The organism is Gordonia sp. ALPHA1B1 (assembly GCF_005502615.1).
Taxonomy (GTDB): Bacteria; Actinomycetota; Actinomycetes; order Mycobacteriales; family Mycobacteriaceae; genus Gordonia; species Gordonia hongkongensis.
In genome coordinates this window covers 1-17,185 of sequence record NZ_SCOC01000003.1, presented here as the reverse complement: position 1 = coordinate 17,185, position 17,185 = coordinate 1, and the positions used below count along the sequence as shown (strand labels likewise).

Annotated in this window: 13 protein-coding genes and 1 pseudogene; 2 read left to right on the top strand and 12 right to left on the bottom strand. The window is 68.6% G+C overall.

What is annotated here, in order from left to right; translation table 11 throughout:
- Window positions 1-3 precede the first annotated feature (3 nt).
- The 5 genes from FFS52_RS02425 to thyX all read right to left on the bottom strand — a co-directional run bounded on the left by FFS52_RS02425 (window position 4) and on the right by thyX (window position 7,482).
- Complete coding sequence (locus FFS52_RS02425; RefSeq protein WP_249356358.1) at window positions 4-2,985, bottom strand: DNA translocase FtsK; 2,982 nt, start codon at window positions 2,983-2,985, stop codon at window positions 4-6.
- A 79-nt stretch (window positions 2,986-3,064) separates the two neighbouring features.
- The gene (locus FFS52_RS02415) at window positions 3,065-3,697 is read right to left on the bottom strand and encodes a TIGR03085 family metal-binding protein (protein ID WP_137808708.1); all 633 of its coding nucleotides are present in this window, start codon (window positions 3,695-3,697) and stop codon (window positions 3,065-3,067) included.
- Window positions 3,698-3,743: 46 nt separating this feature from the next.
- The gene (locus FFS52_RS02410) at window positions 3,744-5,786 is read right to left on the bottom strand and encodes a ribonuclease J (protein ID WP_249358705.1); all 2,043 of its coding nucleotides are present in this window, start codon (window positions 5,784-5,786) and stop codon (window positions 3,744-3,746) included.
- Window positions 5,786-6,691: a 4-hydroxy-tetrahydrodipicolinate synthase gene (gene dapA / locus FFS52_RS02405; protein WP_137808707.1), complete on the bottom strand. Its 906-nt coding sequence runs from the start codon at window positions 6,689-6,691 to the stop codon at window positions 5,786-5,788. The genes FFS52_RS02410 and dapA overlap by 1 nt, the downstream gene beginning before the upstream one ends.
- 38 nt (window positions 6,692-6,729) lie before the next feature.
- Window positions 6,730-7,482, bottom strand: a complete 753-nt coding sequence (thyX, locus tag FFS52_RS02400) for an FAD-dependent thymidylate synthase (protein ID WP_137808706.1) — start codon at window positions 7,480-7,482, stop codon at window positions 6,730-6,732.
- Between the two features lie 144 nt (window positions 7,483-7,626).
- On the opposite strand from thyX, the gene FFS52_RS02395 reads away from it, so the two are divergent.
- The gene (locus FFS52_RS02395) at window positions 7,627-9,285 is read left to right on the top strand and encodes an alkaline phosphatase D family protein (protein WP_137808705.1); all 1,659 of its coding nucleotides are present in this window, start codon (window positions 7,627-7,629) and stop codon (window positions 9,283-9,285) included.
- Here the strand turns inward: FFS52_RS02395 and FFS52_RS02390 are convergent.
- The 4 genes from FFS52_RS02390 to FFS52_RS02375 all read right to left on the bottom strand — a co-directional run bounded on the left by FFS52_RS02390 (window position 9,282) and on the right by FFS52_RS02375 (window position 12,710).
- A complete protein-coding gene (locus tag FFS52_RS02390; RefSeq protein WP_137808704.1) occupies window positions 9,282-10,061 on the bottom strand; it encodes an HAD-IIB family hydrolase in 780 nt (259 codons plus the stop codon). The two genes, FFS52_RS02395 and FFS52_RS02390, sit on opposite strands and share 4 nt — an antisense overlap.
- 62 nt (window positions 10,062-10,123) lie before the next feature.
- Complete coding sequence (locus tag FFS52_RS02385) at window positions 10,124-11,353, bottom strand: crosslink repair DNA glycosylase YcaQ family protein (RefSeq protein WP_137808703.1); 1,230 nt, start codon at window positions 11,351-11,353, stop codon at window positions 10,124-10,126.
- Window positions 11,353-11,880, bottom strand: coding sequence for a dihydrofolate reductase (locus FFS52_RS02380; protein ID WP_137808702.1), 528 nt, complete (start codon window positions 11,878-11,880; stop codon window positions 11,353-11,355). The genes FFS52_RS02385 and FFS52_RS02380 overlap by 1 nt, the downstream gene beginning before the upstream one ends.
- A complete protein-coding gene (locus FFS52_RS02375) occupies window positions 11,877-12,710 on the bottom strand; it encodes a thymidylate synthase (RefSeq protein ID WP_137808701.1) in 834 nt (277 codons plus the stop codon). Before FFS52_RS02375 ends, FFS52_RS02380 begins: the two co-directional genes overlap by 4 nt.
- Before the next feature lie 110 nt (window positions 12,711-12,820).
- On the opposite strand from FFS52_RS02375, the gene FFS52_RS02370 reads away from it, so the two are divergent.
- On the top strand, window positions 12,821-13,195 hold the full coding sequence (locus FFS52_RS02370; RefSeq protein ID WP_058250166.1) for an HNH endonuclease signature motif containing protein: 375 nt from the start codon (window positions 12,821-12,823) through the stop codon (window positions 13,193-13,195).
- A 96-nt stretch (window positions 13,196-13,291) separates the two neighbouring features.
- Here the strand turns inward: FFS52_RS02370 and FFS52_RS02365 are convergent, their stop codons facing one another.
- The 3 genes and pseudogenes from FFS52_RS02365 to FFS52_RS02355 form a co-directional block, all read right to left on the bottom strand.
- Window positions 13,292-14,329: a potassium channel family protein gene (locus FFS52_RS02365; RefSeq protein ID WP_137808700.1), complete on the bottom strand. Its 1,038-nt coding sequence runs from the start codon at window positions 14,327-14,329 to the stop codon at window positions 13,292-13,294.
- 22 nt (window positions 14,330-14,351) lie between these two features.
- Window positions 14,352-15,677, bottom strand: a complete 1,326-nt coding sequence (nhaA, locus tag FFS52_RS02360; RefSeq protein ID WP_137808699.1) for a Na+/H+ antiporter NhaA — start codon at window positions 15,675-15,677, stop codon at window positions 14,352-14,354.
- A gap of 130 nt (window positions 15,678-15,807) precedes the next feature.
- Window positions 15,808-17,076 (bottom strand): annotated as a pseudogene (locus FFS52_RS02355) (DUF222 domain-containing protein); the annotation flags it as partial.
- Window positions 17,077-17,185 lie beyond the last annotated feature (109 nt).

Below are 17,185 nucleotides of genomic sequence, written 5' to 3'. Positions count from 1 at the left end.
GAGTCAGGTGCCGGAACTGTCCGTTTCGTCGCCGCCGCCGGTGATCGAGGCGATCACCCCCGCCAGATCGTCGGGCTTCACGAGCACCTCACGCGCCTTGGAGCCCTCGCTGGGGCCGACCACTCCGCGCGTCTCCATCAGGTCCATGAGACGGCCGGCCTTGGCGAACCCGACCCGCAGCTTGCGCTGCAGCATCGACGTCGACCCGAACTGGCTCGACACGACCAGTTCGATCGCCTGCAGGAGATCGTCGAGGTCGTTGCCGATGTCGCTGTCGATGTCCTTCTTGTCGCCCGCCTTCGCCGCGGTGACACCCTCGGTGTACTCCGGCTCGGCCTGCTCCTTGGAGAAGTCGACGACCGCGGCGATCTCCTCGTCGGTGATGTAGGCACCCTGCATGCGGATCGGCTTGTTGGCGCCCATCGGGAGGAACAGGCCGTCGCCCATGCCGATCAGCTTCTCGGCACCCGGCTGGTCCAGGATGACGCGTGAGTCGGTCAGAGACGACGTCGCGAACGCCAGCCGCGACGGCACGTTGGTCTTGATCAGACCGGTGACGACATCGACCGACGGACGCTGCGTCGCGAGCACCAGATGGATGCCGGCGGCGCGCGCCTTCTGGGTGATCCGCACGATCGCGTCCTCGACGTCGCGGGGCGCGGTCATCATCAGGTCGGCGAGCTCGTCGACGATGGCCAAGATGTACGGATACGGCTTGTAGACGCGTTCGCTGCCCAGCGGGGCGGTGATGTCTCCCGACCGGACCTTCGAGTTGAAGTCGTCGATGTGGCGCACCCGCGAGGCCTTCATGTCCTGGTAGCGCTGCTCCATCTCCTCGACGAGCCAGGCGAGTGCGGCAGCGGCCTTCTTCGGTTGCGTGATGATCGGCGTGATGAGGTGCGGGATTCCCTCGTACGGGGTGAGCTCGACCATCTTCGGGTCGATCAGGATCATCCGCACCTGCTCCGGCGTCGCACGGCTGAGCAGCGACACGAGCATCGAATTGACGAAGCTCGACTTGCCCGAGCCGGTCGACCCGGCGACCAGCAGGTGCGGCATCTTCGCCAGGTTGGCGCTGACGAAATCACCCTCGATGTCCTTGCCGAGCCCGATCACCAACGGATGCTTGTCCTTCCGGGTCGACGGCGAATTCAGCACGTCGGCCAGGCGAACCATCTCACGGTCGGAGTTGGGGACCTCGATACCGACCGCGGACTTGCCGGGGATCGGCGCGAGCAGGCGCACGTTGTCCGTTGCCGCGGCGTAGGCGATGTTGCGTTGCAGCGCGGTGATCTTCTCGACCTTCACGCCCGGGCCGAGTTCGATCTCGTATCGCGTGACGGTCGGCCCGCGGGTGTATCCGGTGACCGCGGCGTCGATCTTGAACTGCTCCAGCACGCCGGTCATCCGGTCGATCATGTCGTCGTTGGCGCTGCTGCCCATCTTCGGCGGATCGCCCTCGAGGAGAAGGTCGGCGGGCGGCAGGCGATAGTCCCCGTCCGCGGTGGGATCGGACGGGATGAACGCCTCGTCGTCCGACATCCCCTCGTCCGTCATCTCGTCGTCGAGATCGGGTTCGTGCCGGGGCTCCGGTTCGGGTGCGGGACGCGGCGCGGATCGCGCGGTGGCCCGCCGGGCCGGGGTGGCGCGGGTACGGGGGCTCGGCGCGATCACCTCGGTTACCTGCTGGTCGGCATCCGCGAAGTTCTCGGTGACGGCCTCCTCGAGCGGGGCGACGTCGGCGACGTCGGCGGGCTTGCGCCGCGACGTCCGTCCCGAGGTCCGCGCCGGCGCCGAATCCGGCGGGTAGTTGTCGTACGGGTTCGACGAGTACGGCCGACGCCGGGACCGCGACTCGAGCGCACCGGAGTCCCAGGGATCCGACTCGGCGCTGTCGGTCTCGGTATCGGGGTCGTCGAAATCCGGATCGTCGTAGTTCTCGGCGTCGGCATCCCACTCGTCGTCGTCCCAGGGCGCGTCGTCGCCTCGTCCGACACCCAGCCCGAGGTAACCGGCGGCGGCGTCCACGACCTCGCGGACGGTTCGGCCGCTGAGGATGAGTACGCCGAATGCCATGCACAACAACAGGATCGGCACCGAGACCCACGCGGTGACGCCCGCGGTCAACGGTGTGCCCACCGCGAAGCCGACGAACCCGGCCGCGCCGGACCGTCCGGGGAGGTCGACCGGCCCACCGGCGACGAGGTGCATCAGACCGAGCAGCGGAAGGATCACCAAGAATCCACCCGACAGGTAGCGGCCGCGTCGCTCTGGGGCGGCCGGCCGTCGCATCAGGACCACTGCCAGCGCGAGGAGACCGACCGGCACGAGCACGGCTGCCGACCCGATGACCGCGCGGATGAGGGCCTTGATGAAGGCGCCCACCGGACCCGCCGCACCGAACCACACACTGGCGCCGACGAGCAGACCGAAGGCGAGGAGACCGAGTGCTGTCCCGTCCCGCCGATGGCTGTGACCGCCGGGCCGGGGTCGACCGTTGCCGTCGGACCCGTCGTCGAACTCCTCGAAGTCCGGGTCGGTGTCGTCGATGTCGCCGAACTCTCCGACGACTTCGGTGCGCGGTCCGCGGCCGACGCCCGAGCCCGCCCGGGCGGCGCTGCCGACGCCCCGCGCGAACAACGACCATCCGGCGCCGATGCCCTTGCCCACCGCGGACGCCCCGGCCGCGGCGACGGAACGACGATGCAGGTCCACCGACTCCGCTGGTGCAGCGGACCGGGAACTCTTCCGCGATGCCCCGGCCTTCGACCTCGTCGAGGCACCGGCGCCCGTCTGACGACGCGAACCACCGCTCTTCGAACCGCCGCTCTTCGAACCGTCACCCGTCGAGCGGCGAGCGGCGGTCGAACTCCCTCGAGCCGAACTCGCCCGCCCCGAACCACCGCGTGCGGATCCACCGCGCGTGGAACCAGCAGCGCCGCGCGCGGAGGACGCGCGTGTACCCGTGCTTGCCTTCGAAGCCATACCGACAGACTAGTGGGCAGCGGTCACATCAGTCACACGGGCAACACAGACAACGAATGCGTGTCGAAGTTGTGATCGCTCAGAGGCCGCGCGAACTCTCGCGGACGCCCGTGATCGCGGCGGCGTCGCCGGCGAATGTGACGTCGACCGGTGTACGGCCGAACGCGAACAGCACCAGCTCACCGACGCGACCGGTCACGATGACGTCGTCACCCGATCCCGCCGTCACCAGATCCTCGCCGTCCGGGGTGCGCAGGGTCACGCGGGCCGGGACCTTCTTGAGCGTCATCCGGCCCATCGACTTGGCCGGCGTTCGCAACTCCGCCTCGAGTTCGGGGGCCAGCGACCGGGGCGTCCACGGCCCGTCGGGGTCGGCGCCGCCACGCAGGACGTCTTCGTGGTGGACGAACATCTCGGCGAGGTTGGCGAATCGGTCGATCAGCTTGAACGGCGAGTAGACCGGCGGTCCGGAGGCGAGCAACGCGAGTTGGGCATCCCAGTCCTTCGACGTCGCCTGGGTCCGCACCTTCTCGGTGTGGCCGGCGAAAGCCGGGATGAGGATGCCCGGCCCGGTGTCGGGGCGTCGTTCCCGGACCACGAGATGCGCCAACAGATCGCGGGTGGTCCAGCCCTCACACAAGGTGGGCGCGTCGGGGCCCACCTTTCGAAGGGTCTCGACGAGGGCTGCTCTTTCCTTCTGCGCTCCGGTCACACGACCACGGTAGCGACAAAGAGGTGGTCTCGTTCCTCCGCGCCGGTCAGTCCCCGACCGCGATGACCGTCGGCACGATCATCGGTCGGCGACGATAGGCGGTCGACACCCAGCGTCCCACCGCACGGCGAATCCCCTGGGCGATCCGATGTGTGTCGGAGACACCCTCGGCCGCCAGGGAATCCAGCGTCTGGTTGACGATGTCCGCCGCCTCCTTGAGCGCGTCCGGGTCGTCGGAGAAGCCGCGGCCGGAGACCTCGGGTGTGCTCACCGCACGGCCGGTGGTCACGTCCACGGCGACGGTGATGGCGATGAAGCCGCCCTCCCCCAGCACGAGCCGTTCGGAGAGCGTCGACTCCCCCACGTCGCCGACCGACAGGCCGTCGACGTAGACGTGCCCGACCGGCACCCGTCCGACGATGTCGGCGCGTCCGTCGACGAGGTCGACCACCACGCCGTCCTCGGCGAGGACGACCCGGTCCTCGGGCACACCCGTCGCGACCGCGAGCGCGGCGTTGGCGCGCAGGTGCCGCCATTCGCCGTGCACGGGCATCGCATTCGAGGGGCGCACCGCGTTGTAGAGGTAGAGCAGCTCACCGGCCGAGGCGTGGCCCGAGACGTGGACCTTCGCGCTCTGCTGGGTGATGACGGTGGCGCCGCGCTTGGCCAGCCCGTTGACGACGGCGAACACCGAGTTCTCGTTGCCGGGGATGAGTGAGGACGCCAAGACGACGAGGTCGTCGGCCCGGATGTTGATCTGCCGGTGCTCTCCGCGCGCCATCCGGGAGAGTGCGGACAGCGGCTCGCCCTGTGAGCCGGTCGAGATCAGCACGACACGGTGGTCCGGCAGGCTCGCCGCGGTGTCGAGATCGACGACCACGCCGTCGGGGACCGACAGGTACCCGAGGTCCTGCGCGATCTGCATGTTGCGCACCATCGAGCGGCCGACGAAGGTGACCCGCCGGTTGTGCGTGTGCGCGACGTCGATGATCTGCTGGATGCGGTGGACATGGCTGGCGAACGACGCCACGATGACCCGCTGCTTGGCCTTGCCGATGACCTGGTCGAGAACCCCGCCGATCTGGCGTTCCGGGGTCACGAAGCCGGGCACCTCGGCGTTGGTCGAGTCCACCAGGAAGAGGTCGACGCCCTCGTCGCCGAGGCGGCTGAACCCGGCGAGGTCGGTGAGGCGACCGTCGAGAGGCAGCTGGTCGAGCTTGATGTCGCCGGTGTGCAGCACGACGCCGGCGGGGGTCCGGATCGCGACGGCCAGGGCGTCCGGGATCGAGTGGTTGACCGCGAAGTACTCGCACTCGAACGGGCCGTGCGAGGTCTTCTGACCTTCGACGACCTCGACGAGCTTGGGCCGCAGACGATGCTCGCGGCACTTGGCCTCGACCAGGGCGAGCGTGAACTTCGCGCCGATCACCGGGATGTCACTGCGCAGCCGGAGAAGGAACGGCAGGGCGCCGATGTGGTCCTCGTGGCCGTGGGTCAGGATCACCGCGTCGACGTCGTCCATGCGGTCTTCGATGTAGCGGAAGTCCGGCAGGATCAGGTCGACGCCCGGTTGGGCGTCCTCGGGGAAGAGCACACCGCAGTCGACGATCAGCAGGCGGCCGTCGTACTCGAAGACGGTCATGTTGCGGCCGATCTCGCCGATGCCGCCGAGTGCCACCACGCGCAGACCGCCCTTGGGCAGTCGGCGGGGTGTGCCCAGCCGGTCGACGGGGGCCGGGGTCGCCGGTTCGGGCCGGCGGCCGCCACGGGCGTCGCCGCGCTCGTGGCGGGGGCGACGGGTGTTCGACGCGGGGCTCGCCGGACGCTTGGCCGCGTGCTTCGGCGAGTTCGCGTCGGACTTCGGTTCCGATGATCCGGTCCGCTCGGCTCGCGCGCGCCGGGGTTCCCTTGCCTTCGAGGTCACCTCGACAGGCTCGGCGGACGGGGAGGCCACTGCGGGGGGCGGACTCGGCGGGCCGGCCTTGCGGGCGGCCGCCCGGCGTCGGGTCCGGGGGCGGACGGTGCCGGTGGTGTCGTTGTCGGCGGTGTCGTTGCCGGTGTGGGGGCCGGTGGTGTCGTTGTCCGCCATCAGAGCAGCACACCCGCCGCACGCAGATCCACGATCAGTTCCTCGATCTGCGCGGGGTTCGCGGGCACCTGCGGCAGGCGCGGGTCGCCGACCTCCAGCCCGAGGATGCGCAGTGCCGCCTTCACCATCGTGACCCCGCCGAGGCGGCCCATGGCGTTGACCAGCGGCAGCATCGAGGTGTTGATCGCGCGGGCGGTCGGCAGATCGCCCTTCTCGACGGCGATCTGCATGTCGCGCAGGCGATCCGGGACAAGGTGGCCGATGACGCTGACATAACCGGTCGCTCCGATCGACAGCCACGGCAGGTTGAGTGCGTCCTCGCCGGACAGGTACTCCAGGCTGGTGCTGGCGATCAGGCCGGCCGCCGAGTGCAGGTCGCCCTTGGCGTCCTTCACCCCGCGGATGTTGGGATGTTCGGCCAGGGCGAGCATCGTCTCGTTCATGATCGGGACCACCGATCGCGGCGGGATGTCGTAGAGCAGCACCGGCAGCGCGGTGGCGTCGGCTACGGTCCGGAAGTGCGCGAGGAGCCCGGCCTGCGGCGGCTTCGAGTAGTAGGGGGTCACCACGAGGAGCGCGTGAGCACCGATCTTCTCGGACTCGATCGCGAACCGGACGCTCTCGGCGGTGTCGTAACTGCCTGCGCCCTGGGTGATCCGGGCCCGATCACCTACCGCGTCGAGGACCACCCGCAGCAACTCGAGCTTCTCCGGCACGGTGGTGGTCGGCGACTCACCGGTGGTGCCGGACACGACCAGCCCGTCACATCCCTTGGCGACCAGGTGGTCGGCGAGGACGGCGGCCTTGTCCAGATCGAGGCTTCCGTCCGGGCGGAAGGGGGTGACCATCGCAACCACGTTCGTCCCGAAGGGATGCTCGTGCAGCGGTTCCTGGACTGCGTTCATGGTGCTCAAGGCTACCGCCTCCCTGTTGGTGACGATCCTCACCCTTCCAGCACGAATGGTGAGGTGGCGACCTCGGTCCCGTCGGCCAGGGTGCCGATCTCGAAATCGCCGAACACGGTGGGCGCCACCCGCATCAGCTGGCGCAGACATTCGACCGCGAGCTGGCGGATCTCGACGTCGGCGTGCTCGGTGGCGCGCATGCCGACGAAGTGCCGCCAGGCGCGATGGTTGCCGGTGACGACGATCTTCGTCTCGGTGGCGTTCGGCAGCACGGAACGAGCAGCCTGACGTGCCTGTTTCCGACGCAGGATGGCGTTGGGGACGTCGGCGAACTTCGCCTCCAGCGCCGCGAGGAGCTCGGTGTAGGCCGCCCGGCTCGCGTCGGTCGCGGCGGCGAACAGGTCCTCGAGTTCCGGGTCGCCCACGATCGCCGGCGGCGCCACCACGTTGGAGTCGTGCTCGGGCACGAACCGCTGGGACAGTTGCGAGTACGAGAAGTGGCGGTGCCGGATCAGTTCGTGGGTGCACGAGCGGGAGATGCCACTGATGTAGAACGTCACCGATGCGTGTTCGAGCAGCGACAGGTGCCCGACCTCGAGGATGTGCCGCAGGTAGCCGGCATTGGTGGCGGTACGCGGGTTCGGCTTGTCCCAGCTCTGGTAGCACGCCCGGCCGGCGAACTCGACCAACGCCTCACCGCCCTCGGCGTCGGTGCTCCACGGCACGTCTCCCGGCGGGGTGAACTGGGTCATCGCCACCATCTGCACCTTCAGCGGCACCAATTCGGACACGCATGTCTCCTGTCGTCCGTCGCGGCCACACGTCCGCGTGCCGCGCGGTATCCGATTCTCCCCCACCACGTGAGTACCGCACCGTCGGGCTCCGCCCGCGGTAGAGTCCCTGCAGGCGTGGGCGAGTACCCGGGGGTGGATGCGATGACGACGCGACGCGACTTCCTGCGCACGGGCGCGGTCGTGACCGGTGCGGCGCTCGCCTCCCCCGCCGTCGTCGCCCAGGGCACGCCGCGGTCGCCCGGGCCCCCGTCGGCGGCGGTGTTCCGCCACGGCGTCGCGTCCGGCGACCCGCTCCCCGACGCCGTCGTCCTCTGGACCCGCATCACCCCGACCCCGGCTGCGACACCCGGCTCCGGCCTGGGGCCGGCGAGCCTCGTCCGCTGGGAGATCGCCCGGGACCCCGGCTTCGGCGCCGTCGTGGCCGCGGGCGAGGTGCGGACGTCCGCCGACTCCGACCACACCGTGAAGATCGACGCGTCGGGTCTGACGCCGCGCACCTGGTACCACTACCGCTTCGCGGTGCTGTCCGGACCCGCGACCGGCGCGGTGTCGCCCGTCGGTCGCACGTGCACCGCCCCCGCGACCGGTGCCGATGTCGCGAAGATCCGATTCGGCGTCGTGTCGTGTGCCAACTGGGAGGCCGGATACTTCGCCGCCTACCGGCATCTGGCCGCGCAGCCGGCACTCGACGCGGTGGTCCACCTGGGCGACTATTTCTACGAGTACGAGACCGGGCGGTACACCGGCAAGACCGGAACCGTCCGGCCGCACGACCCCCGCCACGAAATCATCACCCTGCGCGACTACCGGACACGCCACGCGCAGTACAAGACCGACCCCGATCTCGCCCGGCTGCACCGGGACCTGCCGTTCATCTGCATCTGGGACGACCACGAGTCGTCGAACGACTCGTGGTCGGGCGGGGCGGAGAACCATCAGGCGGGCGAGGGCTCCTGGGCCGCGCGGCGCACCGCCGCACTGCGCGCGTACGCCGAGTGGATGCCGATCCGCCCCGCCGTCGACACCGCGGGCCGGCACCTGTTCCGCAGGCTCCGCTTCGGCCGTCTGCTCGAATTGTCCATGCTGGATCTGCGCTCCTACCGCGACCTGCAGGTCAGCGCCCGGTCGGCGGCCATCGACGATCCCGCCCGCTCGATCCTCGGCCGGTCTCAGATGTCGTGGCTGACCAACGGACTCACGTCGTCGGAGACCCGCTGGAAGATCGTCGGTAACCCGGTGATGATCGCCCCGGTGCTGATCCCCCCGCTGGACCCGCAGACAACCGGCGCGGTCACCGCACTGCTCGGCATCCCGCGGGAGGGCATCCCGTACAACGCCGACCAGTGGGACGGTTACGCCGCCGATCGTCGACGTCTCCTCGAATCACTGCGCCGCAACCGCGTCGACAACGTCGTCTTCATCACCGGTGACATCCACTCGTCGTGGGCGTGCGACATCCCGGCCGACCCGGCGAACTATCCCGGCGGCGGGAGTGTCGCAACGGAATTGGTCGGCACGTCGATCACGTCGACCAACATCGACGACATGCTGAACGTGCCCGCCAACACCGCCGGGGTCGCGGTGTCCTCGGCCTTCGCGGCCACGAACCACCACGTGCGCTGGAGCGAGTTCGACGCGCACGGGTATTCGGTCCTGACCGTGACGCCGGCGGCGACGCAGATGGACTGGTACTTCGTGCACGACAAGACGAATCCGCGCTCCGGCCAGTATTACGCGAGGTCTTACCGGGTCGCGAACGGCACCCAGCGGGTCGTATCGGCGGGCGGGCCGGTCGACTAGCTGCCCGTCTCGACCTGATCCAGCAGCGCCGACAGCTTCGCGTGCGTGTCGGGCCAGCCGTGGACGGCGATAGACGTGATGCCCAGAGCCTTGACCGGGTAGTCGTTGCCGCCCTCGTCGAGCCGGTCGCCGAAGAACAGGATGTCGCTGGTGCTGAGGCCGAGGATGTCCATCAACTTCAGTGCGCCGTAAGCTTTGTCGATGCCCTTCTTGGTGACGTCCACCGACGTCGACCCGCCGCTGCGCACCTCGAGGTCGGGAAGTCGCTCGGCGGCGTAGGCACGCAGGGACTCTTTCTTCGCTCCGTCGGGGTCCCAGGCCGCCTTCGCGTCGACGGGCGCCTTCTGCCCCAGCGCGCTGAAGGTGATCTGGCTGCCGCGGTCCTCGAGGATGTCACCCCACGTCTCGCTCTCCCACAGACCCAGTTCTTTGGCGCCGGTCTCGAGCACGTCGAGCGTGCGCTGCTTCTCGTCGTCGGTGAGGAACTCCGCGTAGACCGTCTCCCAGTCGTTCCCGGACCACCGCACGTACTGCGTTCCGCACGTCGGCATGAGGTGGAGGTTGGCGACGCTGTCGAAGTTGCCGAGCCGCGCGAGAACCTGCTTCTCGAACTGGGTGAAGTTGCCGCCGGAGATGATGCAGCCCAGGCTCACGTCGAGCATCCGCCGCAACAGATCGACCATCTGGTCGTCGAGCGGGCTCTTCGACGGGGCCAGGGTGTCGTCGAGATCGAACATCACCAATCGGTAGTCGTTGCCCTCATACGACACGGTCATCGCTTCGTCTCCCATCGCTGTCGTGAACTTTCGATCCTCAGCATCGCATCACTCGGGGTGAGTCACGCGACGTGCAGCACCCGTTGCAGGTCGGGCGCCAGGTCGCCGCGTCCCGACACGACGACATCGTCGAGGTCCTGCCAGCCGGCGAAGCTCCGCAGATCCGCGGACAGCCGTTCGGCGACGAGGCCTCGGGAACGACCCGGCTCGCAGTAGGCCCCGAGCACCTGCAGGGTGCGGTTCTTGCGGTCGGCCTTCAGGTCCACGCGCGCGGCGATGTCGGTGCCCAGCAGATACGGCAGCACGTAATAGCCGTGCACGCGTTTGTGTTCGGGCACATAGATCTCGATGCGGTAGTGGAAGTCGAAGAGTCGTTCGGCGCGGGGGCGGAAGAACACGAGCGGGTCGAACGGCGACAGGATCGCCGAGGCGTCGACGCGCCGCGGAATCACTGCGCCGGCGGCCAGGTAGGCCGGGTCGCGCCAGCCGTCCACGGAGATCTCCTGCAGCCCACCGTCCTCGACGAGTTCGGCGACCGCCGGCCGCGCGTCGGCCGGCCGGAGCCGGTAGTAGTCGGCCAGATCGGCCACGGTGGCGACACCGAGCGCCTGGGCGGCACGGCTGACGAGTTCACGGTGCGCCTGCCCACGGTCGGGTCGCAGCGCGACGATGTCCGCGCCGACGATCCGTTCGGTGAGGTCGTAGTGCCGCACGAAGTTCCCGTTGCGGACCGCCGACAGGTCACCGGCGGCGAACATGGCCTCGCACAGGTGCTTGACCTCACCGCGCTGCCACCAGCTCCCGGCTGCACCGGGTTCACGTTCGATGCCCAGTTCCGCTTCGATGGCACGGGGCGTGGTCGCGCCGACCGCCTCGATCACGGCCCGGATGTCGCCGACCAGAGAACGGTTGCGACGCATCACGTCTCGCGTGTGCCGATACCGACCGTCGGCGAAGTCGTCCATCCGCCATCGGAAGAGGGGCCAGTCGGGTACCGGGATCAGCGCCGCTTCGTGGGCCCAGTACTCGACGAGTAGCCGCCGACCGCGCCCGGGCTGCCACGCGGCGCGGTGCAACAGGTCGGGATCGTAGGCACCCAGGCGAGAGAACAGCGGCATGAAGTGCGCACGCGCGGCGATGTTGACCGAGTCCATCTGCAGCAGCCGCGTCCGGCCGACGACGCGCTTCAGGTGTGCCATGGTGGGCGCGGCGGCGGGCCGGCGGTCGGTGAAACCCTGTGCGGCGAGCGCGATTCGACGCGCCTGCGCGATCGAGAGACGATCCGGCGCCATCAGCCCTGCCGAGCGCGCCGATAGTCGACGAAGCGGTACCCGATGCCGCTCGTCGAGGTCTGCCACTCACCGCGATGTGCCAAAGCCCACTCGTCGGTGATCTCCGGGGCGAACGCGTCGGCGCCGTCGACCTCGACGTCGATCTCCGTGACACACAGTTCGGTGGCGAATTCCATTGCCAAGCGGTAGATCTCGCCGCCGCCGATGATTCCGACCCGTTCGCCACCGGCCAGCTCGAGCGCCTCGGCGACCGATCCCGCGACCGACGCGCCGTCGGCCGACCAGCTCGCGTCGCGGGTGACGACCACATTGGCGCGACCGGGCAGCGGCCGAAATCGCGGCGGCAGCGAATCCCATGTCTTGCGGCCCATGACAACCGGGTGCCCGACCGTCAGTTCCTTGAACCGCGCCACATCTTCGGGGACCCGCCACGGGATCGTGTTGTCCCGGCCGATCGCCCCGCCGCGTCCCTGCGCCCAGACCAGGCGCACCTCACGCGAGCCCTCCCCCGCGGGGCCCGACGTCACACCGCCACCGGGGCTTTGATCCCTTGATGGGACCGGTAGTCGACGATGGCGATGTCGTCGTACTCGTAGTCGAAGATCGAATCCCGCTTGCGCAGTTCGAGTTTCGGGTACGGATACGGGTCGCGTGACAGTTGCAGCGTCACCTGCTCGACGTGGTTGTCGTAGATGTGGCAGTCGCCGCCGGTCCACACGAACTCGCCGACCTCGAGGCCCGCCTGCTGGGCCATCATGTGCGTCAGCAGCGCATACGACGCGATGTTGAACGGCACGCCGAGGAACAGGTCGGCGCTGCGCTGGTACAGCTGGCACGACAGTTTGCCGTCGGCGACATAGAACTGGAAGAACGCGTGGCAGGGTGGCAGTGCCATCTGCGGGATGTCCCCCACGTTCCATGCGGACACGATGTTCCGGCGCGAATCGGGGTTGGTCTTGAGCAGGTCGAGGGCGGCCGCGATCTGGTCGATGTGCTCGCCGGACGGTGTCGGCCAGCTCCGCCATTGCACGCCGTAGACGGGTCCGAGTTCACCGTTCTCGTCGGCCCACTCGTCCCAGATCGAGACCCCGCGCTCCTGCAGCCACCGCACGTTGGAGTCGCCGCGCAGGAACCACAGCAACTCGTAGACGATCGACTTCAGATGCACCTTCTTGGTGGTGATCAGCGGGAAACCCTCGGCGAGGTCGTAGCGCAATTGCCTGCCGAAGAGGCTGCGCGTCCCGGTGCCGGTGCGGTCGGCCTTCGGTGTCCCGGTCTCCATGACGAGGCTCAGCAGGTCCTCGTACGGAGTCGGGATGGTCCCGGTCGATGACATGTCGCGGATGGCCGTGCTCACGGGTGCCAGTCTAGGCAAAGCACCAGTCGCACCGCCGGGCGCACGACACGACCCCCGACTGGGCCTGTGACGGCTGTGACTCGTGTGATCCGAGCGGTAGGCTCCTCCCCGTGGCCACCCGCAGCACCACCCGCGCCAATCGGTACGCGAAGCGTCGTCGCAAGCGTGTCGCGGCCCGCGACAACGACCTCACCGACGCCCAGTGGCTCGCGCTGCAGGAGGCCTGGGGTGGGTGCGCGTATTGCGGCGCGGTGGGCGTTGCGCTGCAGCGTGACTGCATGCTGGCCATCTCCCGCGGCGGCCGGTACACCGTCGCCAACGTCGTGCCGTGCTGCGGTTCGTGTAATGCGAGCAAGTGCAATTCCGAGGTCACGACGTGGATGCGGCGTAAGAAGCTGGACGAGAAGGCATTCCTGGTCCGGCAATTCGAGGTGAGCCGCGCGCTCGCCGCCGCCGTCGACCCGGCCGCCGGCCAGGACGAGTGATCAGCCGGCCCGCGCCGCGCGTCGTACTCGCGGGGTGAGGACCGGTGGCGACATCAACCGTCGGATCACGCCGCGGTTCTCACCGAGTCAGCGCGGTCACTGAGCCGAGTTGCGGGCGATGATCAGTTTGTCCGTGCTGCGCAGCGGTCCCGGCGATTCGAGGGTGCGACTCAGAGTGCCGTCGCGGACGATCCCGATCACGTTGCCCGGTAGGTCCTGCGGCTCTCGCCCGATCTCGCCGGAGGTGACGGCGCGCTCGCCGATCGCCAGTCCGGTGGCCGGGGTGAGCAGATCCTCGATGACGTCGACGACGTGCGGTCTCCGTGTCGCGATCCCCATGAGCCTTCCGGCGGTCGCTGCCGATACGACGACCGAGTCCGCTCCTGATCGTCGTAACAGGGCGGCGTTGTCCGCGTCTCGAGCCGCGGTGACGATCTTCGCCGACTGGTTCAGTTGCCGCGCGGTGAGCGTGATGAGGACCGCGGTGGCGTCTCGGTGGGCAGCGATCAATACGGCGCGCGCGTCGTCGACCTTGGCGAGGGCCAGCACCTCCCGTCGTGTTCCGTCACCTCGTACGGCCACCATGCCGAGCGCTTCGGCTGCCTCGAGCGGCTCCGGTTCCGAGTCGACCACGACGATCTGCGTTCTGTCGACGCCGGCATCGAGCAGCGCGTGGGCGGCGCTGCGCCCCTTTGTCCCGAAACCGACGATGACATGGTGGTCACGGAGCTGCTGCCGCCACCGCTGGATACGCAAAGCCTGCCGGGAACGCTCCGTCAGGACCTCGAGCGTGGTCCCGATCAGCACGACCAGGAACAACACCCGGAGCGGCGTGACCACGAAGACGTTGATGGCCCGGGCTTCGGCGGTGATCGGCGCGATGTCGCCGTAACCGGTCGTCGACAGTGACACCGTGACGTAGTAGAAGCTGTCGAGCAGCGTGAGCGGCTCGTCCGTGGAGTTGGTGTAGCCGTCCCGGTCGAGGTAGACCACGAACGCGGCGATGCAGATCACGGTGACCGCGATGGCAACCCGCCGCCCGATGGCGCGCAACGGGTTCTGCGCGCGCTCGGGGACGGTGATCACGCCGACCGCGAGGTTCTCCTCGCCCTTGGGCCGCCGGCTCAGGAACATGCGCGTCCCACCGTTTGTGCTCTCACCGTTCTTGCCGTTGATACACGTCCGGGATGCCGTCGTGGTCGTCGTCGCGCATCTCCTCGTCGGCGATCCTTCGGTAGTGCCGGTTGCGCATCCGGAGGATCACCGCTGCGGCCGAGGCGGCCGTCAGCGAACCGACCAGGACCCCGATCTTGACGTACTCCGCGCGGTCGGATTCCGGGTCGTATGCGAGGTCGCCGATGAGCAGCGACACGGTGAAGCCGATCCCGGCGAGCATCGCGACACCGGTGACGTCGATCCATCGGATGCTGGCGTCGAGGGTGGCCCGCGTGAACCTGGCCAGCAGTGCGGTGGTGCCGACGATGCCGGCCGTCTTGCCGATCACCAGACCGAAGATGATGCCCAGCGCGACAGGACTGGTGAGTGCCTCGCCCAACCCGCTCAGTCCGCCGATCGTGACGCCTGCGGCGAAGAAGGCGAACACCGGGATCGCGAACCCGGCCGAGATGGGCCGGATCCGATGTTCGAAGTGTTCGGCCAGGCAGTGCCGGGTGTCCGTCTCGTCGCTCCCGGCTCGGCGCAGCACCGGGACCGTGAACCCGAGGACGACGCCGGCGACGGTGGCGTGGACCCCGGACTCATGGACGAACGCCCATGTGAGGGCCGCCAACGGGAGCAGGAGCCACCACGAGGTGACCCGTCGCTGCACGAGAACGGCGAACGCCGCGAGTGGGATCAAGGCCAGGGCCAGCGCGGCGCCGTTGATGGAGTCGGTGTAGAAGACCGCGATGACCGTGATGGCGAGTAGGTCGTCCACCACGGCCAGGGTGAGCAGGAAGGTACGCAGTGCGGCGGGCAGATGCGTCGAGATCACGGCCAGCACCGCGACCGCGAACGCGATGTCGGTGGCGGTGGGAATGGCCCATCCCTGCACCGCGTCGTCGCCTGCCCGAATGGTGATGGCAGCGAAGATGATTGCCGGAACAGCCATTCCACCGACCGCAGCCGCGATGGGCAGGGCAGCGCGGGCGGGATCCCGCAGGTCGCCGGCGACGAACTCGCGCTTCAGCTCCAGACCGACGACGAAGAAGAAGATGGCGAGCAGGCCGTCGGCAGCCCAGGTCGCGAGGGACAGGTCCAGGTGCAGACCGAGCGCGTCGGTACCCACGTGGATGTCGCCGAGGCCGAAGTATGCCGCCGACCACGGGGAGTTCGCCCATACGAGGGCGACGACCGCGGCGACGAGCAGCAGCATGCCGCCGATGGTTTCGCGCCGGAAGATGTCGGCGATGCGGGAAGCTTCGGGCCAAGAGCCGCGCGAGAAGAGCGTCGGGGTGGCCCGACGTGAGTCGGTGTCAGTCATGGTGCGTACGGAGTCCTTCGTCGGGTGGGCTACGTACGCGTCGTGGCCGCCCCACCGTGCAGGGCTCACCGTCAACGCGCAGCCGACCAGACTTCCCGGCACACCGCGTGTCAGTCTAGCAGCTGAGCGCCTATGCAGCCCGTTGCACAGCGGGCTCGGAGCGAGTTGCGTTGCGTGCCTTCCACTCCCACACCGCGTAGAGCACCTCGGTGGTGTACCCAAGGTCCATCCGACCCCCACCGACCGGCACCGTCGCGTCTGCGTCTATCCGGGCGTTCGGCCGCCACCCAACCGGTCTCTCGGTTGGCGGCGCCACCTCGATCTCCGAACCGTCCGGACGATGAAAGCTGAACCGTTGCTCACCATGTGCGGTGATCGCAAAATCGCCCCGATGCAACGACCGATGACACGACCCACACAACAAGATCAGATTGTCCGGATCGGTCCGCCCACCCGCCGACCAGAACCGCACATGATGGGCATGCAGATGTCGCGTCCGCCCGCACCCCGGCATCTGACAACACCGATCCCGCACGAACAACGCCCGCACCAACGCCTTGTTCGGCGCCCGCTTCCGACGCCCCAGCCCCAACAACGCCAACTTCCCCGGCTGGCCAGCAATCCTGCGGCTTGAGACATGTTGCGTCGACGCACCACACCGGGCCTCGGCCACCTCAGCCTCGGACAACGCCGGCCCGTCATCGAGATGAGCCGACTCCACACCCTCACCGGCATGAATCAGGATCTCCGCACCCGGCGCCAGATCGGGCATCGCGATCCCCTCGTGCACCATGTCGGCCATCGCCACCACCGCCGGCGCCACATTCGATGGCACCTGCCGCCACAGATCCCGCCGCCGAGACGGAACCACCTCCGAATCGGGTTCGGTGTTCCGCGGAACACTCTCAGCCGACGGTAGATCCGGGTCACCGCAGGTCCGGGTGCGTTCATACTCCGCCCGCACCGACCCAGCAAGGAACCGCGCCCCATCCAACGGACTCAACCGCAACGACACCGACAACGACCCGTCAGCATTCCACTTCCACCCACCCGTCGACTCCACCGGCGGCCGGCTTTCGTCTTCGACGCCACGGTTACGGTCGATCTGGCCCATCGCCCGTACCGCCCGATCCAACTGACTCGCCGTCGTCGACAACGCCAGATTCACCAACTCCTGCTCACGCTCGGGAGTGGCAACCCGCGTCAGGGCGCGGACCTTCGAATACGTCAGCCGACCCTCGCCAAAGGCCTTGCGGGTCACCGGCAATTCTCGTATCGCCTTGGCGACCCTCACATGCTCATGCGCCGTTCGCGGTGCAATGCCGGCCTTCCACGACAACCAGTGCGCCAATGAGTGAATCCCCGGCCCCCGCCACGACTCCCGCCCATCCAGTTCTGAATCACCCCAGGTTTGATGCCGCTTCCTTCTGAGTCAGGAAGGATGAGCACATGCCTAAGAAAATCGACCCAGAGGTCCGTTCGAGGGCCTTGCGGCTGCTGGAGGCCCA

Excerpts from the sequence above, each read along its gene's own strand:
- FFS52_RS02425 (WP_249356358.1), bottom strand. The coding sequence starts at position 2,985 with ATGGCTTCGAAGGCAAGCACGGGTACACGCGCGTCCTCCGCGCGCGGC.
- FFS52_RS02410 (WP_249358705.1), bottom strand. The coding sequence starts at position 5,786 with ATGGCGGACAACGACACCACCGGCCCCCACACCGGCAACGACACCGCC.
- dapA (WP_137808707.1), bottom strand. The coding sequence starts at position 6,691 with ATGAACGCAGTCCAGGAACCGCTGCACGAGCATCCCTTCGGGACGAAC.
- FFS52_RS02395 (WP_137808705.1), top strand. The coding sequence starts at position 7,627 with ATGACGACGCGACGCGACTTCCTGCGCACGGGCGCGGTCGTGACCGGT.
- FFS52_RS02390 (WP_137808704.1), bottom strand. The coding sequence starts at position 10,061 with ATGACCGTGTCGTATGAGGGCAACGACTACCGATTGGTGATGTTCGAT.
- FFS52_RS02385 (WP_137808703.1), bottom strand. The coding sequence starts at position 11,353 with ATGGCGCCGGATCGTCTCTCGATCGCGCAGGCGCGTCGAATCGCGCTC.
- FFS52_RS02365 (WP_137808700.1), bottom strand. The coding sequence starts at position 14,329 with ATGTTCCTGAGCCGGCGGCCCAAGGGCGAGGAGAACCTCGCGGTCGGC.
- nhaA (WP_137808699.1), bottom strand. The coding sequence starts at position 15,677 with ATGACTGACACCGACTCACGTCGGGCCACCCCGACGCTCTTCTCGCGC.